Genomic DNA, 13,549 nt, shown 5'->3' with positions numbered 1-13,549 from the left:
CGCCCATCCACATCGGCACTTCCTGCAGGGGCGTGTCTCAGGCCGCAACGGCCATACACAGGAACAGCTGAACAACACGAACGAATCATTACAGAAGCGAGAACATCATGGCAGAATTTGATTTTTCCCAAGCGATCGCCGACGCGCGCGCGAAATACGAGGAGATCGCGCTCGCGCTCGACATCGACCGACTCAAGCAGCAGGAGCAGGACCTCGAGGTCGAGGCGTCGGCGCCCGGCCTGTGGGACGATCCGGAGAACGCGCAGAAGGTGACGTCGAAGCTGTCCGCCGTGCAGTCGCAGATCAAACGACTCAATTCGGCGGCGACGCGCATCGACGACGTCGAGACGCTCGTCGAACTCGGACGTGAGGAGAACGACGAGGACACGCTCACCGAAGCGCAGACGGAGATCGACAACATCACGGGCGATCTCGAGGATATGGAGATCCAGACCCTCATGGATGGCGAATACGACGAACGTTCCGCCGTCGTGACGATCCGTTCCGGCGCAGGCGGCGTCGACGCGGCCGATTTCGCGCAGATGCTGCTGCGCATGTATCTGCGTTGGGCTGAGCGCAACAGATACAAGGCGAAGGTCATGGACACGTCCTACGCCGAGGAGGCCGGCATCAAGTCGGCGACGTTCCAGGTGGACGCGCCATACGCGTACGGGCGTCTTTCGGTCGAGGGCGGCACGCACCGCCTCGTGCGCATCTCGCCGTTCGACAACCAGGGGCGTCGGCAGACGAGTTTCGCGGCCGTCGAGGTCGTGCCGCTCGTCGAGGCGACCGACCACATCGATGTGCCGGACAGTGAGATCCGCGTCGACACCTATTGCGCGTCGGGCCCCGGCGGGCAGGGTGTCAACACGACGTATTCCGCCGTGCGCATCACCCATCTTCCGACCGGCATCGTCGTGACGATGCAGGATGAGCGTTCGCAGATCCAGAACCGCGCCGCGGCGATGGCCGTCCTGCAGTCGCGCCTGCTGGTGCTGCGCCACGAGGAGGAAGCGAAGAAGAAGAAGGAACTCGCAGGTGACATCAAGGCGAGCTGGGGCGACCAGATGCGCTCGTATGTCCTGCACCCGTACCAGATGGTCAAGGACCTGCGCACCGGCTATGAGACGTCGCAGACGCAGGCCGTGTTCGACGGCGACATCGACGCGTTCATCCAGGCCGGCATCCGCTGGCGTCACGAACAGCGCCGCGAAGCCGCTGAACAGGCCGACGAGTAAACTGCTGCACTACGCGGCACGTCCGTGAAGACGCCGTGGAGCCCGGTGCGACGGCCACGGCCGCAGGCTTCGCCGGCGCGCACGATGGATAGGAGATGACATGGCACTCATTTCGCTCGACCATGTGAACAAGATCTACCCGAATTCCACGCGTCCTGCGCTTGAGGACATCGACCTGCAGATCGACCGTGGCGATTTCGTCTTCCTCGTCGGCGCATCGGGCTCAGGCAAGACGTCGCTGCTGCGCCTGCTGCTGCGCGAGGAGGAGGTGACGGGCGGTGAGATCCGCGTCGGCGGCTACGACCTGCGCCGTCTGCCGAACCGTCAGGTGCCGCAGTACCGCCGTTCGATTGGCATGATCTTCCAGGATTACAAACTGCTGACGAACAAGACCGTCTGGGAGAACGTCGCGTTCGCGCTCGAAGTGATCGGCACACCGCGTTCGGCGATCCGTTCGCTCGTCCCGAAGGTCCTCAAGACGGTCGGCTTGACCGGCAAGGAACGCAACAGGCCGCTTGAGCTGTCCGGTGGCGAGCAGCAGCGTGTCACGATCGCGCGCGCGTACGTCAACCATCCGCAGCTGCTGCTCGCCGACGAACCGACAGGCAACCTCGATCCGACGACATCGCTCGGCATCATGGAAGTGCTCGACGCGATCAACCGCACCGGCACGACGATCGTCATGGCGACACATAACGAGGAAATCGTCAATTCGATGCGCAAACGTGTCGTCGAACTGCACAACGGGCACATCGTGCGCGACCAAGCGGCGGGCGTCTACGATTCGGCACTCTATTTCCCCGACGCACAAGTCGAAGCGAACGCGCACGACGCGATCAGCAACGACGCGTCGATGGCGTCGATCACCGTGACCGACCTTGAACGCGCGGGAAGCCCGAAGAACCGCAAGGAACGCATCGAACGTGCGCAAGCGGCCGCCGACGCCGTCAACGACGTCATCGAACACGACACGAGCGAAGGCATCGCGCGCCTCGCGAAAAGCGTGCACGCCGGCAAGACCGGACGATACGGCGAGGCGTTCGCACCCGTCGAGGAGACACTCACGTGGGGCAGCGGCCTGACCCTTGAGGAACTCGAAGCGCGTGAGGCGAACGGAGGGGACGGCGGGGAGTCCGGCGGTGCGGAACTCGCCGAGACCGAGGCAATGGAGGCCGTCACCGACGGCGGCATGCCCCCACACCCGCCCATGGAACGCCACTCGCGCCACGCGAACGCGTCGGAAGCAGCGGACACGTCAGCTGCGTCGGACGTATCCAATACGGCAGACGCATCCGATGCATCGATTTCCGATGCCTCCGCGGAACAGGGCGGACAGGACGCCGGCGCACCTCCGCAGCCGCCGCAGCCGCCACGCCCGCCGCAACGCGCGCGCCGGCGCCACGCGGCCGCACGTGACGGCGCTCCGAGTGGGCGGCAGGAGCAGCATGGGCAGGAGGACAACCGATGAGATTCCGCTTCATCCTCAGCGAAACATGGACGAGCCTCCGGCGCAACGTGCCGATGCTGCTGTCCGTCATGCTCGTGACGTTCATCTCGTTCCTGTTCATCGGCGCGTCGCTCCTCACGCAGGCGCAGATCACGAAAGCGAAAGGCGACTGGTACGACAAAGTCGAAGTCGTCGTATGGCTATGCCCGGACGGCACGAGCCAGTCGGCGAACTGCGCGGCGGGCAAAGCGGCGACGACACAGCAGATCAACGAACTGCAAAGCGTCATCCAGAAGGAACTCGGCGACGACGTCTCGTCGGTCACCTACGAGAGCCCCGAGGACTTCTACAACGATTCGTTCCTCAAACAGTACCCGAACGGCGAATTCCAAGGGCGCACCCTCACGGCCGCCGACATGCAGGGTTCGCTGTGGCTCAAGCTCAAGAACCCGGAGAAATACAAGGTCGTCTCCGAAGTTCTTTCCGGACGTGACGGCGTCGAGGACGTCGTCGACCAACGGCAGATCTTCGAACCGGTCTTCGCCGTCCTCAACCGCGCGACGGCGGCGACGGCGGCGCTCGCGGCGGTCATGGTCGTCGTCGCGGTCATGCTCACGAGCACGACAATCCGCATGTCGGCGGCCTCACGCAGCGAGGAGACCGAGATCATGCGCCTCGTCGGCGCGTCGAACTGGACGATACGGTTGCCGTTCATCCTCGAAGGCACCGTGGCGGCGTTGCTCGGATCGGTCCTCTCATGCCTTGCGCTCAGCGCGCTCGTCAAGGTCTTCATCACCGATTGGCTCGCGAAATCGGTCACGTGGATCCCGTACGTCAACCAGATGACGGTCCTGTGGATCTCGCCGCTGCTCATCGTCGGCGCCGTCTTGCTGTCCGTCATCGCGTCCTCGGTCGCGCTCAACCGCTACCTCAAGGCGTGACCGGCGAAGTCGGAACCGATTTGTGAAGAACCTGTGAACAAACACAGGCGCCGTCCGCGGCACGCCGGCGGTGCTCAGGATGGGAATGCTAAGGTATGTGCCGGAACAGATGTCGAAAGGTGTGCAATGATTCGTCGAACCACACACAACCGTGGATGGTCACGTCGACCCCTCATCGCGGGTGTACTCGCGACGTCGCTGTGTGCGGCGGCCTTCGCGGCGCCCGTGTTCGCCCCGGTGCCGCTCGCGCATGCGGACACGTATACTGATCTGATCAACGCGCAGAACTCGCATCAGGAAAGCGTCCAGCGCGAAGCCGAACTGCGCGAACAGCTCGCGGGCGTCAAAAGCGAGCTCGCGGACAAAATCGTCGAACTCGACGACCTGACGAACAACCAGATCCCCGCGGCCGCGAAGGAAGTCGAAACGGCGAACGCGGCGGCCGCCGCGGCGAAGTCCGAAGCCGACACCGCGGCGCAGCGCCTCGCCGCCGCGCAGAAGGACAAGGAAAACCTCGAAGCCGAAATCAAGAAAACCGGCGAGGATTACGACGACGCGCACGCGGCGGTCGCACAGGTCGCGCGCGAATCGATGCACGGATCGGACACGTCGGACGTCATGAGCGTCATGACCGGATCGACCGACACGAAGGAATTCATCCGGCAGATGCAGTCGCGTGACGCGCTGTCGCGCAACGAGGCGAACGCGGCGTCCGAAGCGGCCGACGGCCTGAGCATCTCGATGAACCGCGGCGAACGCCTCAAGGCGATCGAAGCGCGCATCACGACATACAAGTCCGACGCTGATAAGAAGTCAGCGGCGGCGCAGTCCGCGGCCGCCGATGCGCAGGCGAAGAGCGACGCGCTCGACGCGCAGCGCGTCAAAGGCGAACAGATGCGCTCCGACCTCGAAGGCCGCAAGGACGAGCTGAGCACGGCCGCGGCGCAGCAGGCGGCGGAAACGGTCATGCTCCAGTCGCAGATCGACGCGAACAACAGGAAGTACCGTCAGGAGCAGGCGGCCGAAGCCGCCCGCGTCCAGCAGATGCAGGCGCAGGGCACGACGCGCCCCCCGCAGGGTACGAACACCGGCACCGCCGTCCAGCCGTCCCGACCGAGCCAGCCCGCACAGCCGAGCCAGCCGTCGACGCCGGCCCAGCCGAGCCAACCGAGCCAACCAAGCCAACCATCGGGTGGCTCCTCGGGCGGACAGGGCACGTCGAACGGCGACTATGGAAACGCGTACGCCGCAGGGCAGTGCACATGGTGGGCCTACGAACGCCGCAAGCAGATGGGCATCGGCACACCGTCCTATCTCGGCAATGGCGGCGACTGGGCGTCGACCGCACCAAGCTACGGCCTGCGTGTCGACAACGTGCCGCAGGTCGGCGCGGCGCTCTCGTTCCCCCCGGGCCAGGAAGGGGCGTCGATCCCGTGGGGGCACGTCGCCGTCGTCGAAAGCGTCGGTGCGAACTCGGTCACGATCTCCGAATCGAACGTCGCCGGACTCTATACGATCACGTACCGCACGCTGTACAATCCGGGACGGTTCCTCTACGTGCACTGACCGTTGCGGCCGTCGCCGCACACAGGCACACGTCACGAATCCGCCGTATCCGCCATGCGCGGGCGGCGGATTCGCATATCGTGCGCTAATGTGGAAGGTCGAGGATACGACGGACACCGGCACAAAATCACACGAATCGATAGGGACAACGGGAGGAGCGGTCATGGCGAAGCACAAGAAGACCGTGGGCGATCAGATTGTCGCCCGCAACAAGCGCGCGCGGCACGACTACGAAATCGAGGACCGATACGAGGCGGGCATCGCGCTCACGGGCACCGAAGTGAAATCGTTGCGCGAAGGGCGCGCGTCGCTCGCGGAGGCGTTCATCAGCATCGACAAACGCGGGGAGATCTGGCTCGAAGGCGCGAACATCCCCGAATACCTCAACGGCACATGGAACAACCATGCGCCGAAGCGCAAACGCAAACTGCTGCTGCACGCCGAACAGATCGAGAAACTCGGACGCCAGATCCAGGCGAAAGGATACACGATCGTGCCGCTGAGCATCTATTTCAACGACGACGGCCGCGCGAAAATAGAGATCGCACTCGCGCGCGGCAAGAAGGAATACGACAAGCGGCAGGCGCTGCGTGAGGAACAGGACAAGCGCGAGGCGCAACGTGTGCTGCGCTACAAGAACATGCACGCGCGCGGCTGACAGCGTGTGCATCCGCACAACGGCGCACGTGTCCACATGTTGCACAGCGGAAACGCGTTCGTAGCATGACTTGGCTTAGTCTGTGTGCGGATTCGGACAATACGGCCGAATGCGCACACAGCAGATGGAAGAACGAAGGTAGGGAACGCTATGCGCAAGAACACGTTGAAGTCGATTGTCTCGCTCGCATTGGGCGCGTCGCTGTGCCTCGCGGGCGCCGCGTGCGGTACATCGGACGATTCGGGGAACGGTACGAAGAACGCCGACGGCAAGACGACGCAGGGATACGATGTCTCGAACGTCGAGACGGTCGATGAGATCGCCGCACTCGTGCCGGACGACGTCAAGAAGGACGGCAAGCTCACCGTCGGCATGGACACGTCCTACGCGCCCGCCGAGTTCCTCGCCGAGGATGGCAAGACGCCCGTCGGCTACGACGTGGACATGTCGAAGGCGCTCGCGAAGGTCATGGGGCTTGAGGCTGAGAACAAGGTCGCGAGCTTCGACATGATCATCCCGTCGGTCGGTTCGAAGTACGACGTCGGCATCTCGTCGTTCACGATCACGCCCGAACGTATGGACGCCGTCGATTTCGTGAGCTTCTACAAGGCCGGTTCGACGTGGGCCACAAAGAAGGGCAATCCCGACAAGATCGACCCGAAGGACCTGTGCGGGCAGACGGTCGCCGTGCAGATCGGCACGACGCAGGAAGAGGAGCTCACCGAGATGAACAAACAGTGCAAGGCCGATGGCAAGCAGGAGATCAACGTCCTGTCGAGCAAACTGCAGACCGATGTGACGACGAACGTCACGACCGGCAAGGCGTCGGCGTTCTACGCGGACACGCCGGTCGCCGGCTATGCGATCGCGCAGACGGACGGCCAGCTTGAGAAGCTCGGCGAGGACGTCGGCGTCACGAAGCAGGGCGTCGTCATCAAGAAGGGCGACAAGCAGATGGACGAAGCCGTGCAGAAGGCGATGCAGAAGCTCATGGACGACGGCACCTACGAGGCGATCCTCGAGGAATGGGGTGCGAAGGACGGCGCGATCGAAGTCGCCGAAATCAATCCGACCGATACGAAGTGAGCACGCGGCCGACCGCAGCGCGCGCATATGCCGCATGACTGCGGCGTCGTCAGGGCGTGGTTCGCGCACAGCGCAGAACCGCGCCCTGCATGTTTATGCAGAAGACTACATATTATTCAGTACGACGACTGACGAAGTCGTCGTCCAACGTAACCGTTTCGTAGCACGCCGTCACTACACTGGGCAGGATGTGTCACGCGCGTCGCGGACACGTCAGACGTGTCCGCGACGCGCGCCGAAGATGAGATGACAAGAGGAGTAGGTTCGATGTCTCTGCATCGTATGAAGAAGTTCGTGGCGGCGCTCGCGGGCGCCGCGCTGCTGTTCGGGGCCGCCGCATGCGGCACGAGCGACGAGTCCGACGCGAACGCGGAGAAGAAGGCCGCGTTCGACGTCGCGAGCGTCAAGAAGGACGACAGGATCGCGGCGATGGTGCCGAAGTCGATCGCCGACAGCGGCAAGCTCACCGTCGGCATGGAGCTGTCCTACGCTCCCGCCGAATTCCTCGCGAACGATGGCAAGACGCCGCAGGGCTATGACGTCGACCTCGCGAAGGCGCTCGGCAAGGTCTTCGGCCTCGACACCGAGATCGTCTCGTCGACGTTCGATTCGATTGTGCCGTCCGTCGGCAGCAAATACGACCTTGGGATCACGGCGATGACAATCACGCAGGAACGCATGGACGCCGTCGATTTCGTCAGCTACTACAAGGCCGGTTCGAGCTGGGCGGTCAAGAAAGGCAATCCCGAACACGTCAACACCGATGATCTGTGCGGCATGAAGATCGCCGTCCAGGTCGGCACGACGCAGGAGGAAGAGGCCAACGAGATCAAGGAACAGTGCAAGGCCGACGGCAAGAAGGACGTCGAGGTCCTGCCGAGCAAGCTGCAGACGGACGCCGCGACATCCGTCGTCTCCGGCAAGGCGGACGTGTTCTACGCCGATTCGCCCGTCGCCGGCTACGCGATCTCGCAGACCGGTGACGAACTCGAGGAGCTCGGCAGCGCCGAAGGCGTCGTCAAGCAGGGCGTCGCGGTCAAGAAAGGCGACACCGAACTCGCGAAGGCCGTGCAGGCGGGCATGCAGCACCTCATGGACGACGGCGACTACATGAAGATCCTCAAGGCGTGGGGCGTCGAGAACGGCGCGATCGACAAGGCCGAGATCAACCCGACCGACCTCGGCTGACGCATACCGACATATCGACATACCCGACATACCACTGACATAAGGAGAGACGATGCCGCATCATGTGGAACCGGACGGTGAGGGACTGCCGATCCCGAACCGGATCAACGCGAAACCGGTCAGGCGCACCGGCGCGATCGTCGCGGCCGTCATCGTCGCGATCCTCGCGGCGATGCTCGTCAAAGGCCTCATCACGAACCCACGCTTCGAATGGGACATCGTATGGAAATACCTGTTCAACGAACGCGTGCTCGAAGGCGTCGGCTATACGCTGCTGCTCACCGTGATCTCGATGGTCGTCGCGATCATCCTCGCCGTGATCCTCGCGGTCATGCGCAAATCGGTCAACCCGGTCCTGCGCGGTGTCAGCTGGTTCTACATCTGGTTCTTCCGCGGCACCCCTGTCTACACACAGCTCGTGTTCTGGGGCTTGTTCGCCGTGCTCATCCCACGGCTCTCGATCGGCATCCCGCTCACGTCAATCGAATTCTGGAGCGTCGATTCGCAGACCGTCATCACCGCGTTCAACGCCGCATGGATCGGCCTCGCGCTCAACGAGGCCGCCTATCTCGCCGAAATCGTGCGCGCGGGCCTCGAAGCCGTCGATCCCGGGCAGGCGGAGGCCGCGCAGGCGCTCGGCATGAAGCGGTCGATGATCATGCGCCGCGTCATCCTGCCGCAGGCGATGCGCATCATCATCCCGCCGACCGGCAACGAGACGATCGGCATGCTCAAGACGACATCGCTTGTGCTCGCCGTGCCGTTCACGCTCGAACTGCAATACGCGACGAACGCGATCGCGAACCGCATCTACAAACCAATCCCGCTGCTCCTCGTGGCGAGCATCTGGTACCTGCTCATCACGTCGATCCTCATGGTCATCCAGTCGATGCTCGAAAAGCACTTCGGCAAAGGCTTCGAAGCGCGCCCCGTCGGCACGAAAGGCAAGCAGCCGCCGCTTCCGGGCAAGACCGAAGGCGAACCGAAGGACGACGTCGAGAAGACGAACGAGGCGGCGTTCCTCGGATACAACGCCTAGCGCCGCACACACAGCGCACACGAAGACGTGACGAGACGAGACCTGAACGGAGACATGAGATGAGTGACGACAATACAACGCTCGCGGCACAGGACACGGCCGCCGAACGGCGCGGTGAGCGGCCGGGCAAACCGGCCGTCGAAGCGAAGCAGGTGCACAAGGCGTTCGGCGACCTGCATGTCCTCAAAGGCATCGACATGCAGGTCATGCCGGGCACGGTGACGGTCATCCTCGGTCCTTCGGGATCGGGAAAATCGACGTTCCTGCGCCTCATCAACCAACTCGAGACGCTCACGGGCGGCGAAATCGACGTCAACGGCGAGATGATCGGCTACAAACGCCTCGCCGACGGCACACTGCAGACGCTCAACGACAAGGAAGTGGCCGCGCAACGCTCGAAACTCGGCATGGTCTTCCAGAAATTCAACCTCTTCCCGCATATGACGGCGCTCGAAAACGTCATGGAAGCGCCCGTGCACGTCAAGAAAATGCCGAAGGCGCAGGCACGTGAGCTCGCCGTCAAGGAACTCGAACGCGTCGGTCTCGGCGACCGCCTCGACTACTATCCCGGGCAGCTTTCGGGCGGCCAGCAGCAGCGCGTCGCAATCGCGCGTGCGCTCGCGATGAAACCCGAGATCATGCTCTTCGACGAACCGACGTCCGCGCTCGACCCGGAACTCGTCGGCGAAGTGCTCGCCGTCATGCGCCAGCTTGCCGACGAAGGCATGACGATGATCGTCGTCACCCATGAGATCGGCTTCGCGAAGGAGGTCGCCGACCAGATCGTGTTCATGGACGGCGGTGTCGTCGTCGAACAGGGCGGACCCGAGATCATCGACAACCCAAAGGAACCGCGGTTCAAGGACTTCCTGCAGCACGTGCTGTGACCTCTCGCCGATGTGCGCGTCGTGGACGTGCGCATCGGCGGTACGATATGTGCACAATCGGTGAGGAAACGGCGGTTTCGCTGGGAACGTGTGCATTTGCGGCATCCGTCCGTTATGCTGTTGCCTATGTGTGGAATCGTAGGATATGCAGGTAATGTCAACACCCCGTCGATGAGGCCGCTTGAAGTGTGCATCCAGGGGCTTCAGCGTCTTGAGTACCGTGGGTATGATTCGGCGGGTGTCGCGTTGACGGCGCCGGGTATGGGGCGTGTCGCGGTGCGTAAGAAGGCGGGGCGTCTGTCGAATCTCATCGATGACATCGAGGCCGATCCGATGCCTGAGGCGACGGTCGCGATCGGGCATACGCGTTGGGCGACGAATGGTGTGCCGAACGATGTCAACGCGCATCCGCATGCGAGCCGTGACGGCAAGGTCGCGATCATCCACAACGGCATCATCGAGAACGCCTCGCAGCTGCGTCTGGATCTGCAGGCGGAGGGGTACCGGTTCGCGTCGAGCACGGACACCGAGGTCGCCGCGAAGCTGCTTGGCAAGATCGTCGACAATGTGATCGCCGAGACGGGCGCGCCGGACCTGCTTGAGGCGATGCGCAGGCTTGGGCGCATGCTTGAGGGCGCGTTCACGATCCTCGCGGTCGATTGCCGCCAGCCGGGTGTCGTCGTCGGCGCGCGCCATGATTCGCCGCTCGTCGTGGGTCTGGGCGAGGGGGAGAACTTCCTTGGGTCGGATGTGGCCGCGTTCGTCGCGTACACGAAGACGGCGATGGAGATCGACCAGGACCAGGCGGTCATGATCACGGCGGATGGCGTCACGGTGACCGATTTCGACGGCAACCTTGTCGGGGATCCGGCCGTCTATGAGGTGGATTGGGACGCGTCGGCCGCGGAGAAGGGCGGTTGGGACTCGTTCATGGACAAGGAGATCCATGAGGAGCCGGCCGCCGTGCAGCGCACGTTGTTCGGCCGTCTTGACGAGGACGGCAACATCAACCTCGACGAGGTGCATATCGACGAGCATGATTTCAAGGCGGTCGACAAGATCATCGTGATCGGCTGCGGCACGGCGAGCTATGCGGGCATGGTCGCGAAGTACGCGATCGAGCATTGGGTGCGCATCCCGGTCGAGGTCGAGCTCGCGCACGAGTTCCGCTACCGCGACCCGATCCTGACGCCGCGCACGCTCGTCGTCGCGATCTCGCAGTCGGGCGAGACGATGGACACATTGATGGCGTTGCGCCACGCGCGCGAGCAGGGGTCGAAGGTCCTCGCGATCTGCAACACGCAGGGCGCGAGCATCCCGAGGGAGTCGGACGCGGTCCTGTACACGCACGCGGGCCCCGAGGTCGCCGTCGCGTCGACGAAGGCGTTCGTCGCGCAGATCACGGCCGCGTACATCCTCGGCCTGTACCTCGCGCAGCTCAAGGGCGCCGTGTTCCGTGACGAGATCCACCAGACGCTCGATTCGCTCAAGGCGATGCCGCAGAAGATCCAGTGGGTGCTCGACACGCAGCCGCCGCGCGTGGCGCGGGCGGCCGAGCAGCTCGCCGACGCGAACTCGTTCCTGTTCCTCGGACGCCATGTCGGCTACCCGGTCGCGCTCGAGGGCGCGCTCAAGCTCAAGGAGATCGCGTACACGTTCACCGAGGGCTTCGCCGCCGGCGAGCTCAAGCACGGGCCGATCGCGCTCGTCGACGAGGGCGAGCCGGTCGTGTTCATCGTCCCGCCCGAGCGCGGGCGCAACATCCTGCACGCGAAGGTCATCTCGGGCATCGAGGAGGTCAAGGCGCGCGGCGCGTTCATCATCGCGGTCGCCGAGGAAGGCGACAAGGACGTCGAACGCTACGCGGACATCATCTTCTGGCGCCCGCAATGCCCGACGCTCATGAGCCCCCTCGTCGACGTCGTCCCGCTCCAGCTGCTCGCGATGGATATGGCCAAGCAAAAGGGATACGACGTCGACAAGCCACGCAACCTCGCGAAATCGGTCACCGTCGAGTGACGTGCGCGTCCACGCCCCGTCGGCACCGTTTCGTCACCGACGAACCGGACATCCCATTCGCGATGCCCGTCATATACGAGGATGCGGCGATCATCGTCGTCGACAAACCACATTTCCTCGCGACGATGCCGCGCGGCATGTGGTATCGGCAGACCGCGCTCATGCGGTTGCGCGAACGGTACGGTGAACCGCAGATCACACCCGCGCATAGGCTCGACCGTGCGACCGCGGGTGTCCTCGTCTTCGTCCGCGACCCCGCGTTGCGCGGCGCGTACCAGACGTTGTTCCAGGATCGCCGCGCCGTGAAGACATACGAATGCGCCGCGCCACTCAAACCGGTACGTCATCCGTCGACGGGCGTTGTGCGCGCGCTTGAACCGCCACGTCCGTTCCCACTTGAGCGTCGTTCGCGCATCGTGAAGACGCGCGGTGTGCTGCAGGCGCGCGAAGTGCGCGGCGAGCCGAACGCGCACACCGTCATCGACCGCGCGCAGCTGCTCGGATACGCGCACACGGTGGGGGATGGGTGTGGTGTGCGCGATGTACACCGTGTGCACGATGCGCGTGCGGTGCCGATCGCGCGGTATGTGCTCACGCCGCACACCGGCAAAACACATCAGCTGCGCGTGCATATGCACGCACTCGGACTGCCGATCGTCGGTGACGACCTGTATCCGACGATCGAGGAGCGCGCATACGACGACTTCAGTCGTCCACTTGAACTCGTCGCGCGCCGCCTCGCGTTCGACGACCCCATCACCGGTGCACACCGCGTCTTCGTATCGTCGGTGCCGCTTCTGCAGCGCTGATGTGCGGCGTCCAGCGTCGCAGAAACGGCCGACTGCGGCGGCACTGCCGCAGTAAGTAGCTATGTGTGCGCTGCAAATGGCAGTACGTTGCGGCACCGCCGCATACACCACCCACCGCACTTGTGCATGTAGCGCAAAACGCTTCCGCACATGCGCCGATTTGCTACAACGGTAGTGACAACCGAAGGAGCAGACATGGGATACGTAATCACGATGTGCGTTGTCGTGATCGCGGCGTTCGTCGCGATCGCCTATGTGCTTGGCCGTGACAACGGCGAACGCGAGGAGAAGTGCTTCACCGGCATCGATGCGGACACGCAGGACGAGTTGTACCGCACGCCGATCATGTTCGATGACGATTCGCGGCGCACATGGCATCAGAAGGGGTTTGTGCACCACATCGAACCGAAATCGGATGGCAGCGCCGACGTGCGCGTCCTGTGGTACAACGCGCATCCCAGCAAGACGATCCGCAAGACCGAGACCGGTGTCGACACCGTGAGCGTCGCGCAGAAGGACATCAAGGCGAACGGCGTCAAGGAAGGCGACATCGTGCGCATCGCGGTGCGTCCGGGCGAAGGCGTCGCGATCGATATCTGACCGGTCCATGGACCGGTCCGTCCGTCCGCTTCCGGTACGGCCGGACGGATGCGTTATATTGAAACGGTGCA

12 protein-coding genes are annotated in these 13,549 nt (G+C 63.8%); all 12 read left to right on the top strand.

The features are described from left to right. The first annotated feature begins 107 nt into the window (after positions 1-107). Positions 108-1,238: a peptide chain release factor 2 gene (gene prfB / locus B1526_RS02530; RefSeq protein ID WP_095614538.1), complete on the top strand. Its 1,131-nt coding sequence runs from the start codon at positions 108-110 to the stop codon at positions 1,236-1,238. A gap of 100 nt (positions 1,239-1,338) precedes the next feature. Further along, positions 1,339-2,706, top strand: a complete 1,368-nt coding sequence (ftsE, locus tag B1526_RS02525) for a cell division ATP-binding protein FtsE (RefSeq protein ID WP_095614537.1) — start codon at positions 1,339-1,341, stop codon at positions 2,704-2,706. Continuing rightward, complete coding sequence (gene ftsX, locus B1526_RS02520) at positions 2,703-3,626, top strand: permease-like cell division protein FtsX (protein WP_095614536.1); 924 nt, start codon at positions 2,703-2,705, stop codon at positions 3,624-3,626. Before ftsE ends, ftsX begins: the two co-directional genes overlap by 4 nt. 126 nt (positions 3,627-3,752) lie before the next feature. Continuing rightward, positions 3,753-5,192: a CHAP domain-containing protein gene (locus B1526_RS02515; RefSeq protein ID WP_095614535.1), complete on the top strand. Its 1,440-nt coding sequence runs from the start codon at positions 3,753-3,755 to the stop codon at positions 5,190-5,192. 163 nt (positions 5,193-5,355) lie between these two features. After that, positions 5,356-5,850: an SsrA-binding protein SmpB gene (gene smpB / locus B1526_RS02510; RefSeq protein ID WP_095614534.1), complete on the top strand. Its 495-nt coding sequence runs from the start codon at positions 5,356-5,358 to the stop codon at positions 5,848-5,850. Between the two features lie 150 nt (positions 5,851-6,000). Further along, complete coding sequence (locus B1526_RS02505; protein WP_095614533.1) at positions 6,001-6,936, top strand: ABC transporter substrate-binding protein; 936 nt, start codon at positions 6,001-6,003, stop codon at positions 6,934-6,936. 267 nt (positions 6,937-7,203) lie between these two features. Further along, a complete protein-coding gene (locus B1526_RS02500) occupies positions 7,204-8,124 on the top strand; it encodes an ABC transporter substrate-binding protein (RefSeq protein WP_095614532.1) in 921 nt (306 codons plus the stop codon). 52 nt (positions 8,125-8,176) lie between these two features. Beyond that, entirely contained in the window at positions 8,177-9,163 is a 987-nt protein-coding gene (locus tag B1526_RS02495; protein WP_095614531.1) for an amino acid ABC transporter permease, read from the top strand. Positions 9,164-9,222: 59 nt separating this feature from the next. Next, positions 9,223-10,050 (top strand): amino acid ABC transporter ATP-binding protein, encoded by an 828-nt coding sequence (locus B1526_RS02490; protein ID WP_095614530.1) that lies wholly within the window; start codon positions 9,223-9,225, stop codon positions 10,048-10,050. A gap of 126 nt (positions 10,051-10,176) precedes the next feature. Further along, positions 10,177-12,069: a glutamine--fructose-6-phosphate transaminase (isomerizing) gene (gene glmS, locus B1526_RS02485; protein WP_095614699.1), complete on the top strand. Its 1,893-nt coding sequence runs from the start codon at positions 10,177-10,179 to the stop codon at positions 12,067-12,069. A gap of 62 nt (positions 12,070-12,131) precedes the next feature. Further along, on the top strand, positions 12,132-12,878 hold the full coding sequence (locus B1526_RS02480) for a pseudouridine synthase (RefSeq protein ID WP_095614698.1): 747 nt from the start codon (positions 12,132-12,134) through the stop codon (positions 12,876-12,878). 195 nt (positions 12,879-13,073) lie between these two features. Continuing rightward, positions 13,074-13,478 (top strand): hypothetical protein, encoded by a 405-nt coding sequence (locus B1526_RS02475; protein WP_095614529.1) that lies wholly within the window; start codon positions 13,074-13,076, stop codon positions 13,476-13,478. The last annotated feature ends 71 nt before the right edge of the window (positions 13,479-13,549 follow it).

It is taken from the genome of Bifidobacterium criceti (assembly GCF_002286935.1).
In the GTDB taxonomy this organism is placed as follows: domain Bacteria; phylum Actinomycetota; class Actinomycetes; order Actinomycetales; family Bifidobacteriaceae; genus Bifidobacterium; species Bifidobacterium criceti.
Note: the sequence above shows the minus strand (reverse complement) of the source record. Positions and strands in the feature narration are given on the sequence as shown.